The organism is Streptomyces sp. NP-1717 (assembly GCF_022695985.1).
Classification (GTDB): domain Bacteria; phylum Actinomycetota; class Actinomycetes; order Streptomycetales; family Streptomycetaceae; genus Streptomyces.
On sequence record NZ_JAAPBF010000307.1, the window covers coordinates 1 to 6,711 of the forward strand.

Annotated in this window: 5 protein-coding genes; 4 read left to right on the forward strand and 1 reads right to left on the reverse strand. The window is 70.9% G+C overall.

The window, feature by feature from the left end; translation table 11 throughout:
- Positions 1-6 precede the first annotated feature (6 nt).
- Positions 7-3,153, reverse strand: coding sequence for an isoleucine--tRNA ligase (gene ileS, locus GXP76_RS32875; protein ID WP_242575276.1), 3,147 nt, complete (start codon positions 3,151-3,153; stop codon positions 7-9).
- A gap of 609 nt (positions 3,154-3,762) precedes the next feature.
- On the opposite strand from ileS, the gene GXP76_RS32880 reads away from it, so the two are divergent.
- The 4 genes from GXP76_RS32880 to GXP76_RS32895 all read left to right on the forward strand — a co-directional run.
- The gene (locus GXP76_RS32880; RefSeq protein ID WP_242575277.1) at positions 3,763-4,578 is read left to right on the forward strand and encodes a TraR/DksA C4-type zinc finger protein; all 816 of its coding nucleotides are present in this window, start codon (positions 3,763-3,765) and stop codon (positions 4,576-4,578) included.
- Positions 4,579-4,636: 58 nt separating this feature from the next.
- Complete coding sequence (lspA, locus tag GXP76_RS32885) at positions 4,637-5,197, forward strand: signal peptidase II (protein ID WP_242575278.1); 561 nt, start codon at positions 4,637-4,639, stop codon at positions 5,195-5,197.
- Positions 5,198-5,287: 90 nt separating this feature from the next.
- Positions 5,288-6,232, forward strand: coding sequence for an RluA family pseudouridine synthase (locus GXP76_RS32890; protein ID WP_147872438.1), 945 nt, complete (start codon positions 5,288-5,290; stop codon positions 6,230-6,232).
- Positions 6,233-6,282: 50 nt separating this feature from the next.
- A partial coding sequence (locus GXP76_RS32895; protein WP_242575279.1) for a GNAT family N-acetyltransferase occupies positions 6,283-6,711 on the forward strand: 429 nt, incomplete at its 3' end.

The window sequence follows — 6,711 nt, forward strand, 5'->3', positions numbered from 1 at the left end:
CCGCCGTCAGACCTTGCGCAGGTGGAACGTCAGCGACAGGCCCTCGTCCGTGAACGCCGGGCCGAACGTCGCGTCCGGGGCGCCCGGTTCGAAGGTCAGGGCCAGGACCTCGTCCGAGATCAGCGGTGTGTGGGTCGTCAGCGCCGCGTGGGTCTCGTCCGTTGTGGCCGTCCAGCGGACGGCGATACGGTCCGCGACGTCCAGGCCGCTGTTCTTGCGGGCCTCCTGGATCAGGCGGATCGCGTCACGGGCCAGGCCCGCCAGGCGCAGCTCCGGAGTGATCTCCAGGTCCAGCGCCACCGTCGCGCCCGAGTCCGAGGCGACCGACCAGCCCTCGCGGGGCGTCTCCGTGATGATCACCTCGTCCGGTGCGAGCGAGACCGGTTCGCCGTCGACCGTGACCGACGCCGTTCCGTCCCGCAGCGCCGCGGACAGCGCCGCCGCGTCCGCGTCGGCGACCGCCTTCGCCACCGCCTGGACACCCTTGCCGAACCGCTTGCCCAGCGCACGGAAGTTCGCCTTCGCCGTCGTGTCCACGAGCGAGCCGCCGACCTCCGACAGTGACGCCAGCGACGAGACGTTCAACTCCTCCGTGATCTGCGCCCGCAGTTCCGGCGACAGCGTCTCGAAGCCCGACGCCGCGACCAGCGCGCGCGACAGCGGCTGGCGCGTCTTCACCCCCGACTCGGCCCGTGTCGCGCGGCCCAGCTCCACCAGCCGCCGTACCAGCGCCATCTGGCGGGACAGCGCCGGGTCGATCGACGGCAGGTCCGCCTCGGGCCACGTCGACAGGTGCACGGACTCCGGCGCGTCGGGCGTGACCGGGACGATCATGTCCTGCCAGACCCGCTCCGTGATGAACGGGACGAGGGGGGCCATCAGACGGGTGACCGTCTCGACCACCTCGTGGAGCGTACGGAGGGCCGCCTTGTCGCCCTGCCAGAAGCGGCGGCGCGAGCGGCGTACGTACCAGTTGGACAGGTCGTCGACGAACGCCGACAGCAGCTTGCCGACGCGCTGTGTGTCGTACGCCTCCATCGCGCGCGTGCTCTGGTCGACCAGCGCGTGCAGCTCGCTCAGCAGCCAGCGGTCCAGCACGGGCCGGTCGGCCGGCGCCGGGTCGGCCGCGGACGGCGCCCAGCCGGACGTGCGCGCGTACAGGGCCTGGAAGGCGACCGTGTTCCAGTACGTCAGCAGCGTCTTGCGGACGACCTCCTGGATCGTCGTGTCACCGACCCGCCGCGCCGCCCACGGCGAGCCGCCGGCCGCCATGAACCACCGCACCGCGTCCGCGCCGTGCTTGTCCATGAGCGGGATCGGCTGAAGGATGTTGCCCAGGTGCTTGGACATCTTGCGGCCGTCCTCGGCGAGGATGTGCCCGAGGCAGACCACGTTCTCGTAGCTCGACCTGTCGAAGACGAGCGTGCCGACGGCCATCAGCGTGTAGAACCAGCCGCGTGTCTGGTCGATGGCCTCCGAGATGAACTGCGCCGGGTAGCGCTTCTCGAAGAGGTCCTTGTTCTTGTACGGGTAGCCCCACTGCGCGAACGGCATCGAGCCGGAGTCGTACCAGGCGTCGATGACCTCGGGGACGCGCGTCGCGGTCTCCCCGCAGGTCGGGCAGGCGAAGGTGACCGCGTCGATGAACGGGCGGTGCGGGTCGAGCGACGACTGGTCCTCGCCGCTCAGCTCGGTCAGTTCGGCGCGCGAGCCCACGCAGGTGAGGTGCCCGTCCTCGCACTGCCAGATGGGCAGCGGGGTGCCCCAGTAGCGGTTGCGGGACAGGGACCAGTCGACGTTGTTGTTCAGCCAGTCCCCGTACCGGCCGTGCTTGACCGAGTCGGGGAACCAGTTGGTCTTCTCGTTCTCCTGAAGGAGGCGGTCCTTCACGGCGGTCGTACGGATGTACCAGGACGGCTGCGCGTAGTACAGCAGCGCCGTGTGGCAGCGCCAGCAGTGCGGATAGCTGTGCTCGTACGGCACGTGCCGGAACAGCAGTCCGCGCGCGTCCAGGTCGGCGGTGAGCGCCTCGTCGGCCTTCTTGAAGAAGACGCCGCCGACGAGCGGTACGTCCTGCTCGAACGTGCCGTCGGGACGGACCGGGTTCACCACCGGCAGGCCGTACGCGCGGCAGACCACGAGGTCGTCCGCGCCGAACGCGGGGGACTGGTGGACGAGGCCGGTGCCGTCCTCCGTCGTCACGTACTCCGCGTTGACGACGTAGTGCGCCGGGGAGTCCTCGGGGAACGGGATGAGCGCGAACGGACGGTCGTAGGTCCAGCGCTCCATCTCGCGGCCCGTGAACCGCTCGCCGGTCAGCTCCCAGCCGTCCTCGCCGAGCGCCTTCCCCACCAGCGGTTCGGCGACGACGAGCTTCTCCGTGCCGTTCGACGCGACGACGTAGGTGACGTCGGGGTGGGCGGCGACCGCCGTGTTGGACACCAGGGTCCAGGGCGTCGTCGTCCAGACGAGGAGCGCGGCCTCGCCCGCCAGCGGGCCGGAGGTCAGCGGGAAGCGGACGAAGACGGAGGGGTCGACGATCGTCTCGTAGCCCTGCGCCAGCTCGTGGTCCGAGAGGCTCGTCTGGTCACGCGGGCACCACGGGGCGACCCGGTGGTCCTGGACGAGCAGCCCCTTGCCGAAGATCTCCTTCAGCGACCACCAGACGGATTCGATGTACTCCGGGTTCATCGTCTGGTAGGCGTCGTCCAGGTCGACCCAGTACCCCATGCGGGTCGTCAGCTCGGAGAAGGCGCCGGTGTGCCGGGTCACCGACTCGCGGCACTTCTCGTTGAACTCCGCGATGCCGTACTTCTCGATGTCCTGCTTGCCGGTGAAGCCCAGCTCCTTCTCGACCGCGATCTCCACGGGCAGGCCGTGGCAGTCCCAGCCGGCCTTGCGGGCGACGTGGAAGCCGCGCATCGTACGGAAGCGCGGGAAGACGTCCTTGAAGACACGGGCCTCGATGTGGTGGGCGCCGGGCATGCCGTTGGCGGTGGGCGGGCCTTCGTAGAAGACCCACTCCGGGCGGCCCTCGGACTGCGCCAGGGTCTTGTCGAAGACCTTGTTCTCACGCCAGAAGTCGAGCACGGCGTGCTCGAGGGCGGGCAGGTCGACCTGGGCCGGTACCTGGCTGTACAGCGGTGGCGTCATGGATGAAACTCCTCCAACGGATCTGCGGCGTCTCCGTCGGAGGGACGAGAGCCTGCGGCTCCCGCGGTACCACCCTCCTTGGCCCCGGGCGTCGCCGCCCTCGGCCCCCTCATTGGGGTCGCGCTGCCGGGTCTACGGCCCCGCGTACTGCCAGGGCTTTCTTCCGGCGGCTCCGGGGTGATGCTTCACTCCGCGCCCTGCCCCCGGGCTCGCACCGTCCCCGGGTCGCTCATGGCCGCTCTCGGAGCTACTCGTCCCCATCCACGCCTCTCGCTGGGCCCAGTGTACGGGGCCGTGGCAGGGGCGGCCGACCGCTTTTCCGGCGCTCGCACGCGGGCCTGCGGACGTGTCACGGGGCGGGAGCGCGGCCCCCGCGGCGTACGGCGCCGTCGCTGACCCGAATGGGTCCGGCGGGGCCCGCGGACTTCCCCGAGCCGCCCGTGGGGCGGATTACCCGGCGGGGAGCTGGGCACAACGGATGGAGGCTCGCCTTGTCACCGGCGGAGGCGGGTCTCACCGGCGGCGTGCCCCGTTGCCGCGTGGCTGGTGTCGATTTATCGTCCCAGCACGACTCGCGTGCAAGATCACAAAATGTGAAGGGGCCGCGGCATGGTGGCGAAGAAGACCGCCGCGAAGAAGACAGCGGCCAGGAAAGCGGCTGTGAAGAAGAAAGCGGCCGACAAGACAGCCGTCAAGAAGGCGGCTTCGAAGAAGACGTCGGCGACCGAGGCACCGGAGCGACAGACACCGGCTACGCACGCACCGGCCGCGCAGGAGAGCGCCGCGGCCGAGCCGGAGCACCAGGCACCTGCGAAGAAGACCGCGGCCGGGAAGACGGCGCATCCTAAGAAGGTTGCCGCCAAGAAGGCCGCGAAAAGGGCCGCGTCCGCGGCCGAGGGGGCGGCCGAGGCCGCGGAACAGACGGGAGCCAAGACGGTGGCAGCGAAGAAGACAGCGGGTAAGAGGGCGGCGGCGGCCACGGGTGGTACGGCGACCGCGGTGCCCCCGGCGCGCGGCACCACACCCCCCGGAGAGCTTGCCGTGAGGCCCGGCGAGGACCCCTGGACGGAGGAGGAGGTCGCCGAGGCGCGGGCCGGCCTGGAGAGCGAGGCGGCCCGGCTGAACGCCGAGATCTCGTCCTCGGAGCAGGCGCTCGCCGGGCTGATGCGGGACTCCGGCGACGGTGCGGGCGACGACGACGCCGACACCGGCACGAAGAACATCACGCGGGAGCACGAGATGTCCCTGGCGGCGAACGCGCGCGAGATGGTCGAGCAGACGGAGCGGGCCCTGCTGCGCCTCGACGCCGGTACGTACGGTCTCTGCGAGGTCTGCGGCAAGCCCATCGGCAAGGCCAGAATGCAGGCGTTCCCGCGGGCCACGCTGTGTGTCGAGGACAAGCAGAAGCAGGAAAGGCGCGGCTGAGACCGTACGCGCGTGACGTACCCTCGACGCTAATCGGGATCTAACTTGAGGGACTCACGTGGCAGAGGCGGAGCGCGTCATCGGAACGCCGGATGTTGACGACGAGGGCGCGGCTCCCGCCGAGCCGGTCCGGGGAAAGCGCAAGATCGTCGCGCTCTTCTCCGTGGCGCTGGTGGCCTACCTGCTCGACCTCGGCAGCAAGATGCTCGTGGTGGCGAAGCTGGAGCACCACGAGCCCATCGAGGTCGTCGGCGATCTGCTGAAGTTCGAGGCGGTGCGCAACGCGGGCGCGGCCTTCGGCATCGGTGAGGCGTACACCGTCTTCTTCACGTTCGTCGCGGCGACCGTGATCGTGGTGATCGCGCGACTGGCCCGCAAGCTCTACAGCGGGCCGTGGGCGTTCGCGCTCGGTCTGCTGCTCGGCGGGGCGCTCGGCAATCTCACCGACCGGATCTTCCGTGAGCCGGGAGTGTTCAAGGGCGCCGTCGTGGACTTCATCGCGCCGGCGAACTTCGCGGTGTTCAATCTCGCCGACTCCGCGATCGTCTGCGGCGGTTTCCTGATCGTGATCCTGTCCTTCCGCGGCCTCGACCCCGACGGGACGGTCCACCGCGACTGAGCGGAGGCCGCCCGCCCTCCGCACGCCGTCCCGGGCCTCCGAGCCCTCTCCGTGGGCGGTCGGGCGGTGCGGGCAAGGCATACTCGACGGGTGAGCACCGTTCCCGATATCCGCACCCTGCCCGTTCCCGATGGCCTTGAGGGTGAGCGCGTCGACGCCGCCATCGCCCGTATGTTCGGGTTCTCCCGTACGAAGGCGGCCGAGCTGGCCGCCGCCGGGAAGGTGCAGGTCGACGGGGCCGTGGTCGCCAAGTCCGAACGGGTGCGCGGCGGCGCGTGGCTGGAAGTGGAGATGCCCGAACCCGCCGCCCCGGTGCGGGTCGTGGCCGAGCCGGTCGAAGGCATGGAGATCGTGTACGACGACGACGACATCGTCGTGGTCGTCAAGCCGGTCGGCGTGGCCGCCCACCCGAGCCCCGGCTGGACGGGTACGACCGTCATCGGCGGTCTGGCCGCCGCCGGTTACCGCGTCTCGACCTCCGGCGCCGCCGAGCGGCAGGGCGTCGTGCACCGGCTGGACGTCGGCACGTCCGGGCTGATGGCCGTGGCCAAGTCGGAGCGCGCGTACACCTCGCTCAAGGCGCAGTTCAAGGAGCGGATCGTCGACAAGCGCTACCACGCGCTGGTGCAGGGACATCCGGACCCGATGAGCGGCACCATCGACGCCCCCATCGGACGGCATCCGAACCACGACTACAAGTTCGCCGTGACCGCCGAGGGCAAGCCGTCGGTCACGCACTACGACCTGATCGAGGCGTTCCGCTCCGCCTCGCTGCTGGACATCAAGCTGGAGACGGGCCGTACGCATCAGATCCGGGTGCACATGGCCGCCCACCGCCACCCGTGCGTCGGCGATTTGACGTACGGCGCCGACCCCACGCTGGCCAAGCGGCTGGGGCTGACCCGGCAGTGGCTGCACGCGATGAAGCTGGGCTTCGAGCATCCGTCGGACGGCCGGTGGGTGGAGTTCGAGAGCACGTATCCGGACGATCTGCAGAGCGCGCTGGACAAGGTACGGGCCGAGAGCAACGCGTGAGCGCGGGGGAGACCGGCGCCGGCCCGCGGCTCGCCGGGGCCGGGGGCGGGATGACGTACGAGATCCGGTCCGCCGCGGGCGCGGCCGACCGTGAGGCGTGCTTCGCGGTCCGCCGGCGGGTGTTCGTCGTCGAGCAACACGTCCCCGAGGAGCTGGAGTTCGACTCCCACGACGCCCTGGACGCCGCCGCCGCGCATGTGCTCGCGGTGCGCGGCGACGGGCTGCCGCTCGGCACGGCGCGGCTGCTGCACGGCCCGGAGGCGGCGGACCGGACCGGCGGCGACCCGGCGGTCGGCTCGCTCGGCCGGCTCGCGGTGGCCGGGGAGGCGCGCGGCCTCGGGATCGGCGTCGCGCTGGTGAGGGCCGTGGAGGACCTGGCGCGCGAACGCGGTCTGCTGGTGGTGGACCTGCACGCGCAGACGCGGGCGCTGGGGTTCTACGAGCGGCTCGGCTACGAGGCGTACGGCGCGGAGTACGAG